The organism is Streptomyces sp. NPDC016851 (genome assembly GCF_055562795.1).
Genome location: NZ_JBVHEP010000003.1, coordinates 368,027 through 387,626 on the forward strand (window position 1 = coordinate 368,027; position 19,600 = coordinate 387,626).

Consider the following 19,600-nt stretch of genomic DNA (forward strand, 5'->3'; position numbering starts at 1 on the left):
CCTACAGAGATCTTATGGACTCTTATCGAGGCCGTCGAAGGGCGTGGGGGGCGAACGGGGTTGACGTCCGTTTTGCCCGCAGACCGCATGCGGTCGACCCTGCGACCGAGAGACCGCGAGCACACTCTTCGCGACTGCCACGCACGTCCCTCACACGCTCCACACAATCCTCCATGGTCACCCGTGGAGGCACGAACAGCCCCTGATAGCTTCGTTCCCTGTCGCACACGCCGAACCTCGGGGGAGAAACCGTGGCCCGCCGCGCTCTGACCACCACAGCTGCCGCGTTCGCCGCAACGGCGGCGCTTCTGCTCACCGCATGCGGCGGAGGCGCAGACGAGAAGTCGTCGGACGACATCAAGGGGGCTGACTCGGGCACGAAGAGTCCGTCCGCTTCACCATCGAAGGTCGCGGATGCGGACCGCCCCGATCTCGGCCTGCCGAAGGACCTGAAGATGGTCTTCGACTTCGACAAGCCGTCCGACAGCGATGAGGCGGCTGCGCTGGACGACTCCGCCAACTTCATCCGGGCGCTGAAGCACGCCATCGTCGCTCAGGACCCGAACGACTCGGCTTACAGGTTCTACTCCCGAGCCGGAGCCGCCAAGTACGCGAAGTCGCAGATCGAGACGTGGGTGAAGGGCGGCTGGACCCCGACAGGCGAGGACCAGTACTACGACGCTGCCACGAGCAAGTCCGAGGACGCGAAAGCCGTCCTCGTCACCTTCTGCCGCAACCAGGCCAAGTCCTACAGCAAGGACGTCAAGACCGACAAGATCCATTACACGAAGGAGAGCCTCGACAGTTACCTGAAGTACCGCATCTTGATGCAGCCCTCGGCCGACTCCCCCGGCATCTGGCAGGCGCAGCAGATCGAGGTCGCGGGAAAGGCCAAGGAGTGTCAGCAGTGACGGGGACCGGACGAAGCGCAGCATGGACAGCCGCGCTGACTGCCACTGTCCTCTTGTGCTCGTCGAACGCAGCGTTCGCCGACGAAGTGCCGGCGCCCACGACACCCAGTCAGCCTGCTGAGAAGCCCTCCGGTGACTCCAACGGTCGCACGCTACTCGCGTCCGTCTCGCAATCCCGCATCCAGGTCAGCCACCCCGATGGCCGAACCGAACAGGGTTCCATGGACGAGCTGACGTCCGTCGACCCCAATTGGGAACCCCCGGTCTGCTGGTATGAGCCAGTCTTCACTCCGGACGGGCTCAAATCCGCGGTCGAGGACTTGCAGAAGAACGGCGGGATGGGCGCCGTCAACGCCCACGAGTGGTGGACCTCGGGCATCTTCATCGATCACTACGACAAGGGCGAACCGCAGGACAACTTCGATCTCAAGTCGCCCACCAACAGCACCGCCGAAGGGTACAAGAACTACAACATCGGCAAGGAGGGCATGTTCTGGCGCAGTGTTGTCCGCAAGGGCCACGAGAACGACATCAAGGCCTGGGACTGCGGCCGGATCATGTTTTGGCAGGACGCCGGCACGATCCCGGACGACGAGCACGCGCCGACTCCTGAGACGCTTGCGGCGTACGCCTACGACAAGATCGAGGTGCCCCGGACCAAGGTCGAGCTCAAGCCCGAGGCCAAGTCCACGGTGAACCTGCCCACTTGGATCTGGCTGGACAAGGGCACCTTCCAGGAGGTCAAGGTCCGCGCCGAGCTGCCGAACACGGGGCTGTGGGCGGAGACGACGGCCAAGCCGGTCGCCCTGCACCTGGAACCGGGCACAGAGGATGCCGAGACCTTCCCCGCTTCCGGCGACTGCGAGATCAACGAGGACGGCTCCATCGGCACCCCTTACACCAAGGGCGACGCCGACAAGACCCCGCCCTGCGGCATCCGCTACCTCCGCGCCACGAACGGTGCCCCGTACCAGTTGAAGGCCAGCATCACCTGGCAGATCTCATGGGAGGGCACGGGCGGCGAAAACGGCGACCTCCCGGACGGCACCTTCGAGACGACCCAGGACATGAATGTCCAGGAGATCCAGTCGATCAACCGCTGAGGGAGAAACCGTGGCCCGCCGCGCTCTGACCACCACAGCTGCCGCGTTCGCCGCAACGGCAGCGCTTCTGCTCACCGCATGCGGCGGAAACGGAGACGACAAGTCGTCGGACGACAGCAAGGGGGCTGACTCGGGCACCAAGAGCCCGTCAGCATCCGTGTCCGACTCGGCGGGGGGCGGCCGCCCAGACGTCAGCGTGCCGAAGGACCTCAAGCTCGTCTTCGACTTCGACGAGCCGTCGGACGCGAAGCACGCGGCGGCGCTTGCCGACGCGGAGAACTACGTCAAGGCGATGTACCACGGCATCGCCGCGCAGGACCCGAACGACCCGGCGTACCAGTTCTACTCGGACGGCCAAGCCGAAAAGTACGTCAAGTCGCACATCCAGACTTGGGTGAAGGGGGGCTGGACACCCACCGGGACGGACCAGTATTACGACGCCGAGACGACCACTCTGACCAGCGGTAAACGCGTCCTCGTCACGTTCTGCGAGAACCAAGGCAATGCCTACAGCAAAGACATCAAGACCGGCGAGATTCTCCGCAGTGAGGAGAATCTCGACAGCTACCTGAAGCATCGGCTGCTCATGGTCCCCTCGTCCGGCTCTCCCCAGGTGTGGAGGGTCCAGGTCATCGAGGTCATCGGCAAGGCCAAGGAGTGCCGTGCATGAGGACCCCACCGACAAGCCCCCGCCCTGCGGTATCCGCTACCTCCGCGCCACGAACGGTGTCCCGTACCAGTTGAAGGCCAGCATCACCTGGCACATCTCATGGGAGGGCACAGGCGGCGCCAACGGCGACCTCCCGGACAGCACCTTCGATACCACCCAGGACATCAACGTCCAGGAAATCCAGTCGAACAACCGCTGACGCGCTCCTACATCGTTCGCAACCGCCACGCCACACTCCTCACCTCCCCCACACAACCCGCCGCTGCCTCTCAAGGGCACATTCCCCGCCCCTGCTAACTTCGTTCTCTGCCGCACACATCGGACGACGATCGAAACCCGGGGGATAAGGCCAGTGGCCCGCCGCGCTCTGAAAACGACAGCCGCCACGCTCACCGCGACAGCGGCACTGCTGCTCACCGCATGCGGCGGCGGAGACGGCTCGTCGGACGACATCAAGGGGGCCGACAAGGGGGCGAGCAGCCCTTCCGCTTCGGTCTCCGGCTCGGCGTCGAAGGACGTCGACCGGCCTGACGTGAGTCTTCCGAAGGACCTCGACGTGGTCTTCGACTTCGAGAAACCGTCGGATCAGGACAGCGCTGCCGCCCTCGATGACGCCGCCAACTACATCCGAGCGCTGAACCACGGCATCACGAAGCAGGATCCGGGAGACCCCGCCTTCCAGTTCTACTCGTCGGGCCAGGCCTCGCAGTACGCGCACTCACAGATCAAGGACTACGTGGACGGCGGCTGGACGCTCACGGGCAAGGACCGGTACTACCAGGCCGAAACCAGCCCGGGCGACGAGTCGGAGAAGGTCAAAACGGTCAGCGTCACCTTCTGTGAGGACCAGTCCAAGGTCTACGGCAAGGAAGTCAAGTCGGAGAAGGTGCACCGCACGAAGGAAAGCCTGGCCAGCTTCCAGAAGTTCACCATCCTCATGGCGTCAGTGAAGGGCAATCCCGTGTGGCGCGCCCAGCAGGTCGCCGTCGAGGCGAAGGCGGAGGAGTGCCGAGGCTGAACCGGCACGAGGCGCACGAAGCTGATCGTGGCCCTGGCCACGGGCGCGCGACGGGGCGCACATCAGCCATCCACGGGGAGCAGGGCGTCGAGCGCCCGGTCGTAGGCCCGGAACCCAGCTTTTCCGTACTCGGGCGTGTCCGCCTCCGGCCGGAGCAGGTCCGGGAGGCGAGCGACTCGCCACATCCTGAAGACCAGCGCCGGCGCACTCCGTCCCGTGGCGTCCGCGATGCCGGACCCGATCGCCAGCGCTTCGGCGATGCCGGCTGCCCCGGGACGGACTTCCCCTCCCGCCGCTACGGCAGCCGTGATCAGGGCTTGCAGGAAGTACGTCAGCTGCAGGTCGGCAGCCATGTGGCACATGCGCCGAACGATGTCCGGCCGTTCGAGGTCGTCGAGCCGGGACGGAATTCCCTCGACCGCCCCCGACCACAAAAGCAAGGACGGCGCCGTCACCTCGTGCTCCCGCAGGTAACCCAGCTCATCGGCGATGGCCATCGCGGACGAGGAGAAGCCGCCGATGTCTCGGACGAGTTCGAGCAGACGGTCGACCTCGTCACGTCGGCGGCTCACCAACTCCCCGACGGAGGCCGCACGGACGCTCCATGTGCCGGTCGCCGACACGGCCCCGACCTCCACGACTCCGCCGAGCGGCCCGAAGATCTCGCGCGCCAGTACGCCCTCCGGAACGTGCGAGCCTGTCGTCACAGCCGTACCTACCTCATGAGAACCGTTAGCAGCCGCCACGCCACACTCCTCACCTTCCCCACACAACCCCCCACTGCCTCTCAAGGGCCCATTACCCGCCCCTGATAGCTTCGTTCCCTGCCGCACATCGGATGACGATCGAACACCGGGGGAGACGAACCGTGGCACGCCGCGCTCTGACCACCACTGCCGCCACGCTGACCGCGACAGCGGCGCTGCTGCTCACCGCCTGTGGTGGAGGCGGTGACGACAAGTCGTCGGACGACATCAAGGGCGCGGATTCGGGGTCGAGCCCGTCGGCTTCTGCATCCGCGTCGACGCCGTCCGGCCCCAAGCGCCCGGAGATCACCCTCCCCAGCAGCTTCCAGCTGACCTTCGAGAACTGGACGAGCAGCGACCCCGTCGAGCAGGCGGTGCTCAACGACGGCAAGGAGCAGCTCCGGGCGGGGTACGAGGCGATCATCGAGAACGATCCCGACAGCAAGAACCGTGCCTTCTACGACACGAAGACCGGCTTCCTGCAGAGCCAGCAGTGGATCAGGACCTACACGGACAAGAACCTCACTGTTATCGGCAAGTTGCCCGTGTTCGACCCCAAGGTGACCCTCGCCAAGGACAAGGCGGCGGCGTCCCTCTCCTACTGCACCGATGAGAGCAAGGCCTCCACGAAGAACCGCAAGACCGGCGAGGTCAAGGGGAACCCTCCTGGCACGGACCCCGAAGTCCTCTACGTGATCTCCATGGGCAAGAACACCCAGGGCGTGTGGCAGGCAGTGTCCGCCCATTCGGAGAGGGGAGGCTGCGCCCGGTGAGGTACTCACACGCCTCCCGTTCCCTCACGGTCCTCTCGCTCACCGCCGCCCTCCTCGCACCTTTGCCGGCCGTCGCCCTCGGCGGCGAAGGCAGTTACGGCGGCGGAGCCAAGAACAACGAGATCTCCGCTTCCGCCTCGCAGTCCCGGATCAAGGTCAGTCAAGTGAGCGGCCCGACCGGCGGCAAGCAGGGCACCGTCGCGTCGACGGACGTGAACTGGGAGCCGCCGCCCTGCTGGTACGAGCCCGTGTTCACCCCTGAGCAGCTGAAGAACTTCGCGGAGACCGACGGCAACGGCGACGCCGGTCTGCGCGACGGCTGGTACGGGTCGGAGCTCTGGACGGACCACTTCAGGGACGAGAAGGACGCCACCACCATCTTCACGAAGCCGGCGACCGTGAAGGGCTACAAGAACTACAACATCGGCAAGAAGGGCTACTTCTGGCGCGGAGTGGCGCCGGACGTGACCAAGGTCGATGACACATCACTCTGCAGCCGGTTGATGTTCTGGCAGGACGCCGGCCAGATCCCCGACGACCCCAACGCCCCGACCCCCGAGACCCTCGCCGACTACGCCTACAACAAGGTCAAGGTCCCCGAGACCGAGGTGGAGCTGAAGCCGGCGGCCAGGTCGACGGTGAACCTGCCGACCTGGGTCTGGCTGGACAAGGGCACCTTCCAGGAGGTCAAGGTCCGCGCCGAGCTCCCCGGAACCGGCCTGTGGGCCGAGACGACGGCCAAGCCGGTCGCCCTCCACCTGGAGCCCGGCACCAAGGACGCCGAGACCTTCCCCGCCTCCGGCGACTGCGAGATCAACGAGGACGGCTCCATCGGCACCCCGTACACCAAGGGCAACGCCGACAAGACCCCGCCTTGCGGCATCCGCTACCTCCGCGCCACCAACGGCACCCCGTACGAACTCTCCGCCAGCGTCACCTGGCAGATCACCTGGGAAGGCTCCGACGGCACCGGCGGCGACCTCCCCGACGGCACCTTCGAGACGACCCAGGACATGAACGTCCAGGAGATTCAGTCCGTCAATCGCTGACGCAACGGATGCGCTACGTGGGATCCGCGGGGCGCATCCGGGAGGCGAGCGACTCGCCACATCCTGACGCCGGGCAGCCATGTGGCACATGCGGTCCGGTCGTTGCAAATGCCACGCCACACTCCTCACCGCCCCACACAGCCCACCAGTGCCTCTCAAGGGCCCATCACCCGCCCCTGATAACTTCGTTCTCTGCCGCATACGCCGAAACCCGGGGGAGACAAACCGTGGCCCGCCGCGCTCCGACCACCACCGCCGTTACGCTGACCGCGACGGTTGCGCTGCTTCTGACCGCCTGCGGTGGAGGTGACGACACGTCGTCGGAGGACACCAAGGGCGCTGGTTCAGGATCGAGCCCCTCGACTCCGGCATCGGCATCGGCATCGACGCCATCCGGTCCGAAACGCCCTGACATCACCATCCCGAGCAGCTTCCAGCTCACCTTCGAGAACTGGACGAGCAGCGATCCTGTCGAGCAGGCCGTGCTCAACGACGGCAAGGAGGAAGTCCGGGCCGGGTACGCGGCGATCATCGAGAACGACCCCGACAGCGAGGCCGTCGCCTTTTACGACACAGAAGGGGTTCGCGGGCTGACCAAGGACTGGATCAAGTCCTACACGGACAAGAACGTCACGGTCGTCGGCAAGCTGCCCGCCTTCAACCCCAAGGTCAACCTGGCCGGGAACGGCAAGGGAGCATCGCTCAGTTACTGCACGGACGAGAGCGCGGCGAAGACCAGGAACCGCAAGACCGGCAAGGTCGTGGGGAACCCGGCAGGCACGGACCCCTACGTCCGCTACTCGGTCTCCCTGGCGAAGAACGAGCAGGGCGTGTGGCAGAACGCGTCGGTGCACTCCGAGCGAGGGGCATGCTCCAGGTGACCACACCCACCCGCGTCGTGGAGTCCGCCGAGGAGGAGATCGCCGCGGCCAAGGAAGAGGTGGCCAAGGGTATGGGCTCGTAGGCGGCCGGTACGGTGTCGCGGACGTGCCGCGCCCCACCGCGTGCCATGACATCTTTGACGCTGTGATGCGTACGTTCCGTTTCATCTGAGCCGTCTGAACCTGCTGGGGGACTTCACATGGGCAAGGGCAAGAGCGACCTCGCGCTCCCGCTGACGGAGTTGGAGAGCTACGGGCGCCGGCTGCGTTCCATCAAGACACGTCTGAATCACACGAAGAAGCTCTTCGAGTCCTACAAGGACGACATCGGCGACGGCAGTGTCAATGACGCGCTCGGGGATTTCGAGTCCAACTGGGAGGACGGGCGCGAGGACATCACCCAGCAGCTCGATGCGCTGGCGAGTATGTCCGATGCGGTTGTCCGTGAGTTCAAGAAGCTTGATGACGAGCTCGCCAAGCAGGTCAACGATGCGATGAAGACGGAGGACAAGCGGGGCGGGAAAGGCGGTAAAGGGGGCGGAGGTAAGTAAGGCCGCAAACCGCTATCCGCTGTCCGCTGACGCGAAAAGGCCCCGGGTCCGGAGATCCGGGGCCTTTCCTGTGCCTGCGGTCAGGCAGCGACCGTGGCGGCGTTGAGGTGCAGGTCCGCCGAGATGCCCTCGGGCGAGACGGCGAGGCCCACGCCGCCGCCGACACCGGTGGTGACACCGGCGGCCGTCGTCTCGACGTAGAGACCGGCCGCGGCGCCGGCACCCGCGGTGCCGCCCGCCTGGCCGCCGGCGATGGTGTCCAGCTCGGCGTCGGACATGTGGGCGGTCTCGATCTGCGGGGTGAAGGCCATGGAGGGCGGTTCCCTTCGTTTCATTTATTCGAAGTGCTGGAGCGCGACCGATCAAAGCACGCCGGAAGAAGGGTCGGCCAGTCAGTGGTCGACGGCGTGCGACAGTTTTCGGTGGGCGAATTCATGGGTGTGACCATTCGGTCACCTCAATACCCGTCGTCTTCACAGGTTCTGCCACGGTGCGGTACCGGAGTGCAATGCACGGCGGGGTGAGTGAGGCGTGTTCGGCACCCGCCGTGGTTTCTCACGACCTCGCGGTGAACCGTGTGCAGATCCCTGGAATGTTCCGGATCACCGATTCACGACGGGCGACGGGCGGCGGGCGGCGGGCGGCGGGCGGCGGGCGGCTCAGCCGACCTCGTTCTCCGCCACCGCCTGCCCGTGGACCACCACGTCGCCGCCGTAGAACATCCCCGTGAAGACCGGAGAGTAGGTGAGCTGCACCTCGACCTGCACCTGCTGGGCGTCCGCCGCCACGCAGTGGGTCGCCGCGATGTCCGCGCCCGTCATGTCCATCTCGCGGGCGAAGGTCTTCACGCGGGCGTTGCAGTTCTCGAAGTTGATCGGGGCGGGGCCGCCCTCGTTCTCGTAGAGGGCGTCGCGGTCGATGTCCTGGGCGGCGAACCGGGCCGCCTGTTCCGCGATGTCGGCCGCCCGTTCCCGCTTGGAGATGGACAGGCCGCCGTCGATCACGAACGCGGAGAGGGAGAGGAAGACCAGCGCGAAGATGATGACCGCGCCGGCGCCGGAGCCTCGGTCGTCCAGGTGTGCGCGACGGGCCGCCCACCACGACCGCCCGCAGGCCGGGAGGTGTCTCACGCCGACCTCCTGAACGGGTCGAGCGGGGAGCTGAAGCTCGCCGTCAGCGTCGTCGGGACGTCGAGGCCGAGCATGGCCAGGCCCCGCACCTGGCAGCTCACCTCGACCGTGAAGATGGTGTCGGGCTCGAAGCCCTCGCTCGTCTGGACGACCGACACGGGGCCGGAGCAGACGTCCGCCAGGTTCGCCTCGGCGGCCTTCTCGGCCTCGGCCATGGCGGTGGCGCGGTCCTTCTGGATCGAGCCCGCGCGGGCCGCGTCCCGGGCCGCTCCGTCGAGCGCCCCGCGGCCGTCGACGAGCTGCCCGAAGGCCACCAGGACGAGGATGAACAGGATCATCACCGGGGCGAGGATCACGACCTCGATCGTGGACAGGCCCCGGTCGTCCGCCCGCCGGCTGTCCGTCCACGGCGCAGGAGGAGACGGAGTCATCAGTTCTCCTCCTGTACGAACCGCTCCACCGGGCCGGCCGACTGCGCGTGCACCGTCAGGTCCAGCCCCGGGAACACCGTCGGCACCCGCGCCGCGATCTCCACACCGACCGTGTTCTGGTCCGGCTGGAGCATCTTCACGTCCGGCGCCAGCACCAGTTGCGGGCCCAGCTGGCGGATGTAGCTGTCCACCACGTCCTGGGCCTCGCCCCGCCACGCGCCCGGCCGTTCGTCGGCCGTGGCACGCGCCTTGCGCGCTCCCGCCTGCGCCGCCGCCTGGGCGACGTGGTCCGCGAAGAAGTACAGGGCGAACTGCACGGTCGCGAAGATCATGAAGAACAGTACGGGAGTGAGCAGCACGAACTCGATCGCGGTCATGCCGGAGTCACCGCGGGCGGCCGCCGCTCTCCGCGCGGCCCGCACCCTGCGGCGTATCCGTCTGCTCACGTCTGCCGGCATCCCCGTGAACCCCGTTGTCCGTCGACTGTCCCTGTGACTGCCCTGCGACCGTCCCTGTGACGGATCAGCAGGTCTTGCCCGCGTCCGCGCCCTTGATGCAGTCGCCGACCTTGTTGGCGCCCTCGCTCAGCGCGGCGTTGATGATGGCGGCCACGACACCGACGATCGCCACGACGACCGCCGAGATGATGACCCACTCGACCGCGGAGGCGCCGCGGTCCAGCTCGCCGGAGCGGGCGCGCTCGGTACGGGCCTGGAGGAAGGTGACCAGGAAGTCCACGGCAGGGATGCCCGTGTGGAAGTTGCGTCCGATCATGACGACGTGTCCTTTCGAAATCAGTCCGGTCGAATCAGTCCGGGAAGTTCTGGAGTTGTGAAGGTCAGCTCACTGAGTGGCTCACGGCACGGCTCACTGCACCTGGAACACCCGCATCGCCGCCGGAAAGATCAGGAACACCAGGAACCCGGCGCACAGCAGCAGCTGCGCCACGAGCATCGACTGGGACTTCTCACCCGCGCTGCCCTCGATCTCGGCGAGTTCGCGGTGCCGCATGGTCTCGGCCCGGGACGCGAGGGACTCGCGCACCTTCGCACCGTCGTCCGCGACCAGGGCCAGGGAGGCGGAGAGGTCCTTGAGTTCCTCGACGCCGATCTCCTCGCCGAGCTGGCCGAGCGCCTGCCACTGGCTGATGCCGGTGATGCGGGCGTCCGACAGGGCGTTGCGGATGCGCTGGTTGGCCCAGCCGTCGGAGATCTCGGCGGCCGCCATCAGGGCCTCGGGCAGACCGCGTCCGCCGGCCAGGCTCATCGACACCAGGTCGAGGTACGCGCCGATCACGCGCCTGAGGTCCCGCCGCTTCTGGGCCGCGTCCCGCCGTACCTCGAGGTCGGGCAGGAAGAAGAAGATCACCGCGAAGAGCAGCGCCAGCCACACCGGGATGATCGGGCTCCGGCCGACACCGAGCGTGTAGACGATGGCGAACAGGAACGGGCCGAAGAACAGACCGGCCACGCCCAGCAGCACCTTCGTCGCCAGGAACTTCTCCCAGCTGCGGTCCAGGACCGCCAGGTCCGCGCGCAGCGAGCGCTGCTCCCAGCCCTGCTGGAGGTAGAACTCGGAGACGCGCAGGCCGACTTCGGCCCGCAGCGCGCCGAAGCGCCCCTTCTCCCGCTCGGTGCGGGCCGACTCGTAGGCCGAGCCGCGGGCCCGCATCGCGTCGATCCGCGCGACCTGCGAGACCGGGCTGCGCTTGCTGGGCATGAGGGCGCGTACGAGGGCGTAGATACCCAGGCCGATGACGGCGCCGACGACGAGCGGCATCGTGAGGTTCACCGGCGTGCCCCCTCTTCCTGCGGCAGCTGCTGCTGGGGCTGCTGCTGCGACGGCGTCCTGGGACGCACGAACTGGACGGCTGCCTCGTCGCGGACCAGGAAGCGTTCGGGCGTCTCGATGGTGGACAGCTTGCGCAGCCACCAGAAGCCGAGCGCGAACAGGCCGCAGACACAGGCCAGGACGAGCTGGCCGACGGCGGTGCCGTACGGCTCGACGAAGTCACGGTTGAAGATGGACAGGCCGAGGACGAAGGCGATCGAGACCGCCACGACGATCTGCACGGACCGGCGGGTCGAGGCGCGCTGCGCCATCACCCGCTGCCGCATGTCCACTTCCTCGCGCGCCGACTTGGCCAGTGCGCCCAGCACCTGGCGCAGACCGGGTCCGCGCAGACGGGCGTTGAGGATCAGGGCCGCGACGATGATGTCGGCGGAGGCGTCGTCGATCTCGTCGGCGAGGTGCTGGAGCGCCTCCGGCAACGGGGTGCGGGCGCGCAGGCGGTCGACGAGGGCGTCGAGGTGGGGGCGCAGGACCGGGGCGGCGGCGCGGGCGGAGGCCGGGATGGCCTGCTCCAGGCCCACCGCGCCGGCGATGGTGTCGCGCAGCGACTCGGTCCAGGACGCCAGGGCCTCCACGCGCTTCATGGCGGCCCGCTCCTCGCCGGCGCCGCCGAAGAGGCGGTCCCAGAAGAAGACGAGGACACCGGCCGCGATGCCCGCGACCGCCCAGCGGGTGAGGACGAGGACGACCAGGCCGACGATGGCGGCGAGCGAGCCGCGCTGGCCGGCGAAGCGGATGAGTTCACTCGCCCGCTCGGCGGCCTTCTGCTTCTCGTGGTCGGGCTTGACGGGCAGCCCGCGTACGGCGATGAGGAGGAGGGCGAGGCCGCCGCCGACGGCGACGCCGCTTCCTATCGAGTACAGGACGGTGGTGGAGAACAGGCCGCCCATGGAACCGAGAGAGCCGATTGCTGCGAGAGTCGTGTTCATCCCCGGCTCACCCCCAGGTCCCGGACGGCCGGTAGCCGTGTGCCATCAGTTCCTCCAGGCAGGCGAGTGGGGCGTGCGGCACGACCCGGCCGTCGGGGGCCTCCGCGAACACCTCGCTGGACAGGACGCGTCCGTCGACGCCGTTGACCTCGCGGACGGAGGTGACCATGCGCTGGAGGCGGCCGCCGTTGCCGAAGTTGTTGCGCCGCTGGATGAAGACGACGAAGTTCACCGCGCCGGCGATCAGCATCTGGCTGGCCTCGATGGGCAGCCGCTCGGAGGCCTGCAGCGCGTAGGTGGAAATACGGTTGAAGACCTCGCTGGAGCTGTTGGCGTGGATCGTGGACAGCGAGCCGTCGTTGCCCTGCGACATCGCGTTGAGCATGGTGACGATCTCGTCGCCGAGGACCTCACCGACGATGACGCGGGAGGGGTTCATACGCAGCGAGCGGCGCACCAGTTCCGCCATCGAGATGGCGCCCTGGCCCTCGGAGTTGGGCAGGCGCTCCTCGAAGGCGACGACGTTCGGGTGCAGGTCGGGGAAGGTGTCGAGCCCGAGCTCCAGTGCGCGCTCGACGGTGATGAGGCGCTCGTGCGGCGGGATCTCGTTGGCGAGGGCGCGCAGGAGCGTCGTCTTACCGGCGTTGGTGGCGCCGGCGATCATGATGTTCTTGCGGGCGCGGACCGCGCAGGCCAGGAAGTGGGCGACCTCGGGGGTGAGCGTGCCGTTGCCGACGAGGTCCGAGATGAAGACCTTGCCCATGCGCGCGCGGCGGATGGACAGCGAGGGGCGCCGGGCGACGTCCATGACGGCCGACAGACGCGAACCGTCGGGCAGCCGCAGGTCGAGCTGCGGGTTGGCGGAGTCGAAGGGGCGGGAGGACAGACCCGAGTAGGCGCCGAGGACCTGGATGAGCTCGATGAGCTCCTCGTCGGTCTCGGCGACGGGGTCGCCCTTCACCTCGCGCCCGTCGGCGTAGCCGACGAACACCTGGTCGCAGCCGTTGATGTCGATGTTCTCGACCTCGGGGTTGTCCAGCAGCGGCTGGAGCCGGCCGACGCCGAACAGCGCCGCGTGCACGGCGGCCGCGTACTGCTCCTCGGTCTCGGCGTCCAGCGGCGTACGGCCCGCGTTGATCTCGGAGCGGGCGTACTCCTCCAGGATCTGGGCTATGACGGCGCGGGCGTACTGCCGTTCGTCCTCCGTGGACATCGGAGTGACGTTGTTGAGCTGGTCCTGTCGGCGCTGCTCGGCGATGCGGTCGCCGGCGTCCTGGCGGAACCGCTTGACCAACTGGTGGTCGACAGCGGTCATGTGCCGGCCCCCGCGTGGCCCTGCATCTGGCCCGGGTGGTCGTGCTGGACGTGGTGGGCCTGCTGAACGTGGTGGGCCTGGTTCGCCTGGGCGGAGGCGGCCCAGGCGGCGCCGTACTGCTGGTAGAGGTCGGCGGCGACCTTGCGGGCCGAGCGGATCAGCAGCGACTTGTCGAGACGGCCGCGCCTGCGGCCGGCCAGCTGGTCGGCGCCGGCCTGGTCGTCGGCGATGGTGCCGACCACGCGGGCGCCGGTCTGGGCGTGCACGAGCATGTCGTTGACCTGCGAGGCGAGCTTGCCGGCGTTGCCGGTGTCGGCGATCAGGACGACGCCGATCACCGGGTTGGCGAGGCTCGCGGCACCGCGCGGTCCGCCGTGCAGCTTGCCGGCGAGCGCCGCGGCACGGTCACGCACCCGTGCGATCGCCTCCGGCTCGGTGCGGGAGAGCAGCAGCACGAGGGAGGCGTGCGGGAACAGCTCGACGGCAGGGGTGTCCCCGCTGATGCGTCCGCAGTCGGCGATGACGTCGGCGGCGGCGTTCGGGGAGTCGGCGAGGGAGGCGAAGGCGTGCCCGAGGGTGGGCCACAGTCCCGCGAGCCCGGCGGCCTGCTCGGCGATGCCGAGCCCGACGAGCACTTCCAGTCCCCCGCTGAGCGGCTGTACGTGGTCCCAGAGCTGGTCCGGTACGAGTCCGCGGCGCGCGGTGGCGGCGATGGACAGCATGCCGGTGTTGGGGTTGAGCGGTCCGCCGTGCGCGGCGGCACTGCGGTAGACGAGGTCACCGCCCGCCGGGTCCGTCTCGGCGAGCAGGACGCGCCGCGGCCAGACCGCCGCGAGGGCGACGGCCGCGGTGGTGACGCCGGGGGAACCCTTGTCGGCGGCGAGAGCGATGAGCGCCATGGGTCGGGTGCCGCCTTCTAGTTGCCGGGGACGTGCACGATGGCGACCTCGCCCGCGGCCGCCGCGGAGGCGAGCGCGGCCGCGTCGGCCTGGTCGACGAGGAGGGTGAGCGAGAGGTTGCCCGTGCTCACGGTGGCGTCGCTGTCGTCGTTGACGGCGTTCACGCGTGCGTTGTCGACGATGCCGCCGCCGGAGGACGAGGTGCCGCTCGAACCGGTGCTGTCGTCGGAGCTGTTCGAGCCGGCGCCGCTGGTGCCGACGCGGTAGGCGGAGACGACGTCACCGGCCTTGATGTCGGACGGGTACTGGCCCTCCTTGAGGGCGAGGCCCACGGCGGCCTTGCCGGCGGGGAGGCTGGCCTTCTTGGCGAACATCTCACCGACCGCGAGAGTCCCCGGGTAGAGCGTGGACTTGGCCTTGTACGTCTGGATGGTCTTCAGCTGCGACCACTCGACGTAGTGGATGCTTTCGTCCTCGGCGACCATGACAGAGGTCACGTCACTGTCCTTGAGGGACTCCCCGGCCTGGACCTCCTTCGTCACCTTGACGACCTCGATCCGGTCACCGGCCTGGAGCACGAGCATCGTCGCGCCCAGCGCACCCACCAGGATGAGCAGCACGGCGAGCGCGGCCAGTGCCGGTTTGCGCTCGCGAGGTGGTGTGGGAAGCCGGTCACCGACCGACGGCTGAGCCGGAGCGGCGGAACGACCGGCGCCCGCCCCCGTACGCTCTTGGATCTTCACGCAACCGCTCCCCGTACACCCAAGAAGTTATTTACCAAATAGGACACTTCGCACTTCTCGGCCCGTTGGATTGGTGCCTGAGCTGGCCGAATAGCCAGCGCCGAAGTGAGTGTCAAGCCAGGGCACCGTATCAGCCGCACATAAGCCCCTCAAGGCGCGCCCGAACTCAGAGAACGCACCACCCGCCTCGTTACCCATCTGCAACTTCTGGCAGGCAAATGCCCGTTACCACACGGGCCGAACGATCAGGTCAGGTGTGCTGCAGCGAACTCGCCGCGGCAGCGGGTGCGCACCCGCCCCGGGGCGGTCAACACCTCCCGGCCATCATGCCTGCACCATTCACTCACAAGGCGGGAGGTTCCCAGTCGGGAGGGGACAGTGGGTTCAGTAGAGTGCGGCGGCGACCTCGTCTCGGTCGCCATCCCCCCATGAGGAGCCCCCCCGTGAAGCGCGTCACCCTGGCCGTCTCCGTCTTGGCCCTGGCCTCCGCACTGACCGCCTGCTCGGGCAGCGAGGGCGCGCCCGCCAGTTCGCCCTCGGCGCCGAAGGCCAAGCCGGTCGCTCCGGCGCAGCGGCTGGCGAAGGTCATGGTGACGAAGGACGACCTGCCCGGCTACAACGTGTCCGAGCCCGACGCCGAGTACGCCTTCGCCAAGTCCTCGGACGAGGTCACGGTCGACAAGCCCGGCTGCACCCCGCTGGCCTACGCGATGAACCAACTCCCACTCGGTGAACCGCAGGCCGACCTCACGCGCAGTGCCGGGGCTGGTTACGGCAAGGAGATCACGTCCATCACTCTCACCTCGTACGAGCCGGCGGCCAAGGCAGAGTCGGTGTTGGCCGGTTTGGCGAAGGCCGTGTCCGAGTGCGGCGACGGTTTCACCGCCAAGGCGGGCAAGAACACCTCGGCCTACGACTCGGTCACCGCTGAGAAGGGGATGACGACCGGTGCTGTCGCCTTCCGGTCGACGATGACGTTCCGGGGTGTCACCCACACTCTGCACACCGAAGCCGTCCGCCACGGCGACGTGCTCGCCGTCTACTTCTCGGCAAACGGCTTCGCCATCGCGGATGGCATCCGGCCCAGCGACGCCAAGATCCCCACGAACGTGGTGAAGACACAGAACGCGAAGCTGGGCTGAGGCCGACCGCCCCTACGGTCCCTCGGCTACCGGCACCAGTCCTCGCCCCCACGGCGCCCCCAGGGATCGGGCCGTGCCGCCACCAGCCGACCTGTAGCACTCGCGAAGTCCCGAGTAGAGTGCCGCGCGGACAGTGATCGGACCGCGGGGGGGCCACACCGGTGAGGGCAGTCACGGCAAACGAGTCCTACGCAGGACAGCCATGGGCAAGAAGCGGTGGCGGAACCCGTGCCCTCTGGCTGTTTCTCACCCTCTGGGCGCTGACGGCCGTCTTCGCAACCGCCACCCCGGCCCGAGCAGCGGACACGATCCCCGCCACCCAGGCCGCCTATCTCGCCGACCGCCTCCGCGAGAACCCGGTCCACGTCACCGACCAACTCCCCCGCGAGGTCCCCCGGTCCACCGCCCCCGACTTCGCCGGACTCGCGAAGAAGACCGGCGTCCCGACCTACGTCCTGGTCCTGCCCATGCAGAGGAGCACGGACGGCAAGCAGCTGCTCGGCGCGGTGCACGACCGGCTCGGGCGTGATGGGCTGTACGTCCTGTTCGAGGGGGAGGACCTCGCGGAGGCCACGGCCTACGGTGTCCGCGCCCCCGCTGATGCCGCCGTCACAGTCACTCAATACGAACTCCCCTACGACGCGGGCCCGTTGCGCAGCTTCGAGCGCTTCGTCGACGTCATCGCGCAGGGCGAGGAGAAGGCCACCGCCCGTGCGGAGGCCGCTCGCCAGAGGTACCAGGACGACGAGCCCGCCGAGATGTACATCGGCCCGTCCGACCGCCGCAACCAGTCGTTCCTCACGGGGATCCTGCTGACCGGCGTACCGCTGCTGATCGTGCTGGGGGCCGGGTACGTGCGGCGGCGCCGCAGGCGTACCGGAGCGGAGCGGCGCATCCCGCGGTGGGTCGTGCCCAGCGCGGCCGTCCTCACCGCCACGGCGATCGCCCTCACCGCTCCCGTCGTCTTCGACCAGACCAAGTCGAGCGCGGCGGAGCCGCCCACCCCCTCCGATCTGACCGCCCGTGTGGAACGCGTCGCGTCAGGGCTGAAGCGGGACCCGGTCTATGCCGATCCGGAGAGCCCTCGTGTACTCGACTCCCGCCAACTCGACCGGCTGCACGACCGGATCCGGGACTTCCGGCGCTCCGACGGCGGCGGCCCGGTGTACGTCTCCCTCGTGCCGCAGACGCCCGAGAGCGAGTCGGCCGGCGACTCGGGGCTGTTCGCCGCTGCGGTGCACGCCAAGGTGGGCAAGGACGGGGTGTACGTCGTCGCCGATCCGGACGACGGCACGATCGACGTCTACAACCACGGGCTGCGGCTGGACTCCACCCGCCTCTCCTTCGACCTACCGGACTCCGTCACGTTGGGCGACAGCAGGGCGGACGAGGCCGACGACCACCTCCTCGGCGAGCGCCTCGACAAGCTCATGACGTTCATCGACAAGACCCCGCGCACCGACCGGCCGCAATCCGAGTCACCCCCGGCCCCCGCCCCGAGGGCCGCCGACGAGAACACCCTCCCTCCCCTGTTCGCCACCGACTTCTGGCCCGGCCTGTTCGTGGGCGCCTGCCTGGCTCTTCTGCTGTCCGGTGTGGTGGCCGGACTGACATGGGGTTTCGGCGGCCTGCTGCGGTGGCGCTCTCCCGCCCCCGAGCCGACCCACCGCCTGCCCCTCACGGCCCCGACCGAGCCGTCGGTGTCCTACCTCCGGCGTACCGCCTACGCCGAACTCACCACCCTCACCGAGGAATTCGCCGGCCGGGACGAGCGCGGTCGTGCCTGGGACCACCTCGACGCGGCGCTGCTCCTCGTCGACGGCGACCTCGGCCGCGTCAGGGAGTCGGGCACCGACCCCGCGACCCTGGTCGCGGTCATCGTGCTCGCCCGAGCGGGCCGTGCCGCGCTCGCCGGCGACACGACGGACCTGTGCTGCGGCGTCAACCCCCTGCACGGGTCCGGCGTCAGCCGCCACCACGTCCGCGTCTCGACCGAGGGTGTCGCCCGCCGCCTGCTCCCCGTCTGCGAGTTCTGCCGCAACACGGCCATCGCCGACCCGAGCGGCATCCCGGGCAGTTTGCTGAAGCTGCCCGACCCGTCCTCGGGCAACAACCGCCTGCCGTACTACGACGCGACCGACGGACCGCTGACCGCCCTGCCCGGCGGCATCGCCCGGCTCGTCGACAAGGTGAGGGAGACCGCAGGTGTCCACTGACGTCAAGCGCCTGATCACCGTCCTCGCAGCCCTGCTGCTGGCGGCCCTCACCACCACGCCGGCCCGTGCGGCGGACGGCGGCGCCCCGAGCGCCGGGCAGCGCATCGCGAGCGCGTTGCGCACCTCCCCCGTCTACGTCGACGACGCCTACACCGATGCCGTACCACCGTCCCGGCAGCGGCAGTTGGCGGACCGGATCCGCCGGACCGGCCTGCCCGTCAAGGTCGTTCTCACGCCGCTCACCAAGGGCGACGCCTTCGACGGTGACTCCGATGTCCTGGCCGGAGTCGTCCGCGACCGGCTCGCGGACCAGCGCGACCTCATCCTCATCACGACGGACAGCGACTTCCCGGACTCCCTGAACGGCTACGAGTGGCCCTCCGACGCCCACCAGACGCGGGACGCCGTGGCCGCCGTAGGTTTCCTGGACGAGCTGCGGGACGCGGGGCTGGCCGACCTGACCGCCAAGGCGGTGGACCTGGTGGCGGAGGGCAAGGGCCGGCAGCGGTACGAAGAGGCGATGAAGGAGCTGGACGGCTCGGCAGCGCCCGATGCCCAGGCCTCCGGGTCACCGGCGTCCGAGTCGTCTTCGGACGGTACCGGAGGGTGGTGGCTCTGGCCACTCATCGCCGTGCCCGCCCTGGCCCTGACCGCCCTCGCGACCCGTGCCCTGGTCCGTACCCGAAGGACCCCCTCGGCCCTCCCCCAGCTCGTGTTCGCCACGGCCCGGGCCGCCGACGAGGCGGGGCTGCGGCGCCGTGCCGAGGCGGAGGTGCTGGCACTCGGCGAGGCGACCCAGGCCGCCGACGCCACCACGACACCCGATCTCCAGCGCGCCCTCGACGCCTACGCCACCGCCGGCACGGTCCTCGACGAGGCCCGGGGCATGCCTGACCTGGCGGGCGCCCTGGCCCTGGCGCAGGAGGGCCGCGACGCCCTCGCCGGCTCCCTGGGCCTCCCCCTCTGCTTCTTCGACCCCCGGCACGGCCGCGCCGCCCTCCGCACCGGCTGGCGCCGAATCGGCCGACGCGACCGGCTCGACGTGGCGGTGTGCCAGGAGTGCGCGGACGCGCTGCAGGCCCGCAGGGCGCCCGAGGTGCTCACCGACACGGACGAGGACGGCCGTACCGTGCCCTACTTCGAGGTGCCGGCCGGGCGGAGCGTGTGGGCGGCGACGGGGTACGGCTCGCTGATGCCGGTGCTGGACGGCTTCACCTCCCGTCGCGCCAGGGCTCGTTGATC

22 protein-coding genes and 1 pseudogene are annotated in these 19,600 nt (G+C 68.9%); 12 read left to right on the forward strand and 11 right to left on the reverse strand.

What is annotated here, in order from left to right:
• Positions 1-251 precede the first annotated feature (251 nt).
• The 5 genes and pseudogenes from ACZ3I3_RS07055 (at position 252) to ACZ3I3_RS07075 (ending at position 3,702) form a co-directional block, all read left to right on the forward strand.
• Positions 252-911, forward strand: coding sequence for a hypothetical protein (locus ACZ3I3_RS07055; protein WP_467363179.1), 660 nt, complete (start codon positions 252-254; stop codon positions 909-911).
• A gap of 221 nt (positions 912-1,132) precedes the next feature.
• Positions 1,133-2,014, forward strand: a complete 882-nt coding sequence (locus ACZ3I3_RS07060; RefSeq protein WP_467363180.1) for a hypothetical protein — start codon at positions 1,133-1,135, stop codon at positions 2,012-2,014.
• A 10-nt stretch (positions 2,015-2,024) separates the two neighbouring features.
• Positions 2,025-2,684 carry a hypothetical protein gene (locus tag ACZ3I3_RS07065; RefSeq protein ID WP_467363182.1) on the forward strand — a complete coding sequence of 220 codons (660 nt, stop codon included), beginning with the start codon at positions 2,025-2,027 and terminating at the stop codon, positions 2,682-2,684.
• Between the two features lie 10 nt (positions 2,685-2,694).
• Positions 2,695-2,883 (forward strand): annotated as a pseudogene (locus ACZ3I3_RS07070) (hypothetical protein); the annotation flags it as partial.
• Positions 2,884-3,036: 153 nt separating this feature from the next.
• A complete protein-coding gene (locus ACZ3I3_RS07075; protein ID WP_467363184.1) occupies positions 3,037-3,702 on the forward strand; it encodes a hypothetical protein in 666 nt (221 codons plus the stop codon).
• A gap of 62 nt (positions 3,703-3,764) precedes the next feature.
• On the opposite strand, the gene ACZ3I3_RS07080 is transcribed toward ACZ3I3_RS07075, so the two are convergent.
• A complete protein-coding gene (locus ACZ3I3_RS07080) occupies positions 3,765-4,409 on the reverse strand; it encodes a hypothetical protein (RefSeq protein ID WP_467363185.1) in 645 nt (214 codons plus the stop codon).
• Positions 4,410-4,570: 161 nt separating this feature from the next.
• On the opposite strand from ACZ3I3_RS07080, the gene ACZ3I3_RS07085 reads away from it, so the two are divergent.
• The 4 genes from ACZ3I3_RS07085 to ACZ3I3_RS07100 all read left to right on the forward strand — a co-directional run bounded on the left by ACZ3I3_RS07085 (position 4,571) and on the right by ACZ3I3_RS07100 (position 7,702).
• Positions 4,571-5,221, forward strand: coding sequence for a hypothetical protein (locus ACZ3I3_RS07085; protein ID WP_467363187.1), 651 nt, complete (start codon positions 4,571-4,573; stop codon positions 5,219-5,221).
• Positions 5,218-6,270 carry a hypothetical protein gene (locus tag ACZ3I3_RS07090; protein WP_467363188.1) on the forward strand — a complete coding sequence of 351 codons (1,053 nt, stop codon included), beginning with the start codon at positions 5,218-5,220 and terminating at the stop codon, positions 6,268-6,270. Before ACZ3I3_RS07085 ends, ACZ3I3_RS07090 begins: the two co-directional genes overlap by 4 nt.
• A gap of 227 nt (positions 6,271-6,497) precedes the next feature.
• Positions 6,498-7,151, forward strand: coding sequence for a hypothetical protein (locus tag ACZ3I3_RS07095; RefSeq protein WP_467363189.1), 654 nt, complete (start codon positions 6,498-6,500; stop codon positions 7,149-7,151).
• Positions 7,152-7,351: 200 nt separating this feature from the next.
• Entirely contained in the window at positions 7,352-7,702 is a 351-nt protein-coding gene (locus ACZ3I3_RS07100) for a hypothetical protein (protein ID WP_467363190.1), read from the forward strand.
• An 80-nt stretch (positions 7,703-7,782) separates the two neighbouring features.
• On the opposite strand, the gene ACZ3I3_RS07105 is transcribed toward ACZ3I3_RS07100, so the two are convergent.
• The 10 genes from ACZ3I3_RS07105 to ACZ3I3_RS07150 all read right to left on the reverse strand — a co-directional run bounded on the left by ACZ3I3_RS07105 (position 7,783) and on the right by ACZ3I3_RS07150 (position 15,000).
• Positions 7,783-8,013, reverse strand: a complete 231-nt coding sequence (locus ACZ3I3_RS07105; protein WP_467363192.1) for a hypothetical protein — start codon at positions 8,011-8,013, stop codon at positions 7,783-7,785.
• 348 nt (positions 8,014-8,361) lie between these two features.
• A complete protein-coding gene (locus tag ACZ3I3_RS07110) occupies positions 8,362-8,832 on the reverse strand; it encodes a pilus assembly protein TadG-related protein (protein ID WP_467363193.1) in 471 nt (156 codons plus the stop codon).
• Positions 8,829-9,263: a TadE/TadG family type IV pilus assembly protein gene (locus tag ACZ3I3_RS07115; RefSeq protein ID WP_467363194.1), complete on the reverse strand. Its 435-nt coding sequence runs from the start codon at positions 9,261-9,263 to the stop codon at positions 8,829-8,831. Before ACZ3I3_RS07115 ends, ACZ3I3_RS07110 begins: the two co-directional genes overlap by 4 nt.
• Positions 9,263-9,721: a TadE family protein gene (locus ACZ3I3_RS07120; protein ID WP_274818286.1), complete on the reverse strand. Its 459-nt coding sequence runs from the start codon at positions 9,719-9,721 to the stop codon at positions 9,263-9,265. The genes ACZ3I3_RS07115 and ACZ3I3_RS07120 overlap by 1 nt, the downstream gene beginning before the upstream one ends.
• Positions 9,722-9,785: 64 nt before the next feature.
• Entirely contained in the window at positions 9,786-10,037 is a 252-nt protein-coding gene (locus ACZ3I3_RS07125; RefSeq protein ID WP_020272654.1) for a hypothetical protein, read from the reverse strand.
• A gap of 93 nt (positions 10,038-10,130) precedes the next feature.
• Positions 10,131-11,054: a type II secretion system F family protein gene (locus ACZ3I3_RS07130; protein ID WP_467363195.1), complete on the reverse strand. Its 924-nt coding sequence runs from the start codon at positions 11,052-11,054 to the stop codon at positions 10,131-10,133.
• Positions 11,051-12,004, reverse strand: a complete 954-nt coding sequence (locus ACZ3I3_RS07135; RefSeq protein WP_467363378.1) for a type II secretion system F family protein — start codon at positions 12,002-12,004, stop codon at positions 11,051-11,053. Before ACZ3I3_RS07135 ends, ACZ3I3_RS07130 begins: the two co-directional genes overlap by 4 nt.
• Before the next feature lie 46 nt (positions 12,005-12,050).
• Positions 12,051-13,358, reverse strand: coding sequence for a CpaF family protein (locus tag ACZ3I3_RS07140; RefSeq protein ID WP_467363197.1), 1,308 nt, complete (start codon positions 13,356-13,358; stop codon positions 12,051-12,053).
• Complete coding sequence (locus ACZ3I3_RS07145; RefSeq protein WP_467363198.1) at positions 13,355-14,257, reverse strand: hypothetical protein; 903 nt, start codon at positions 14,255-14,257, stop codon at positions 13,355-13,357. The genes ACZ3I3_RS07140 and ACZ3I3_RS07145 overlap by 4 nt, the downstream gene beginning before the upstream one ends.
• A gap of 17 nt (positions 14,258-14,274) precedes the next feature.
• On the reverse strand, positions 14,275-15,000 hold the full coding sequence (locus tag ACZ3I3_RS07150; RefSeq protein ID WP_467363200.1) for a hypothetical protein: 726 nt from the start codon (positions 14,998-15,000) through the stop codon (positions 14,275-14,277).
• A 443-nt stretch (positions 15,001-15,443) separates the two neighbouring features.
• Here ACZ3I3_RS07150 and ACZ3I3_RS07155 point away from each other — a divergent pair, with 443 nt between their 5' ends.
• The 3 genes from ACZ3I3_RS07155 (at position 15,444) to ACZ3I3_RS07165 (ending at position 19,598) form a co-directional block, all read left to right on the forward strand.
• Positions 15,444-16,142, forward strand: a complete 699-nt coding sequence (locus tag ACZ3I3_RS07155) for a hypothetical protein (protein WP_467363202.1) — start codon at positions 15,444-15,446, stop codon at positions 16,140-16,142.
• A gap of 161 nt (positions 16,143-16,303) precedes the next feature.
• The gene (locus ACZ3I3_RS07160) at positions 16,304-18,358 is read left to right on the forward strand and encodes a hypothetical protein (RefSeq protein ID WP_467363203.1); all 2,055 of its coding nucleotides are present in this window, start codon (positions 16,304-16,306) and stop codon (positions 18,356-18,358) included.
• Positions 18,348-19,598, forward strand: coding sequence for a hypothetical protein (locus ACZ3I3_RS07165; protein ID WP_467363204.1), 1,251 nt, complete (start codon positions 18,348-18,350; stop codon positions 19,596-19,598). Before ACZ3I3_RS07160 ends, ACZ3I3_RS07165 begins: the two co-directional genes overlap by 11 nt.
• Positions 19,599-19,600 lie beyond the last annotated feature (2 nt).